At 31.6% G+C, this 367-nt stretch carries 1 pseudogene; it reads right to left on the minus strand.

The annotated features are described in order from the left end of the window. Positions 1 to 339, minus strand: a pseudogene (locus tag K5G00_RS29610) (hypothetical protein); the annotation flags it as partial. Between the last annotated feature and the right edge of the window lie 28 nt (positions 340 to 367).

Below are 367 nucleotides of genomic sequence, written 5' to 3' on the forward strand. Positions count from 1 at the left end.
TAAACAATTGAATGGTTTTTGAAGCAGGTTTAAAATTTTCGGATTTTTCATTGTTCGTTTGAGTATTTGGTTTATCAGGTTTAAAAATAGCTTAAGATGAGCAATTTCTGAACATAAAACTGAAAAAATACCTTCCAGGTATGTTTGTAATTTTTTCCTGCCAATAATATTGATAATCCTTCTCAGATTATAGGCTGTCATTGTAAAACCAAAATCGGATTCGGCCCTTTTAATGTATTTTTTTGTGATAATGTAGCTAAATCCCCACTGCAGTTTTATGGTTCCAAAAGGATGCTCAACTATCGCCTGCCTGCGTTTGTATAACTTTTCACTGTTCAATATTCGCTTTTTGTTGTTTTCAATATTT

Origin of the sequence: Maribellus maritimus (assembly GCF_022267315.1) — a bacterium.
Classification (GTDB): Bacteria; Bacteroidota; Bacteroidia; order Bacteroidales; family Prolixibacteraceae; genus Draconibacterium; species Draconibacterium maritimum.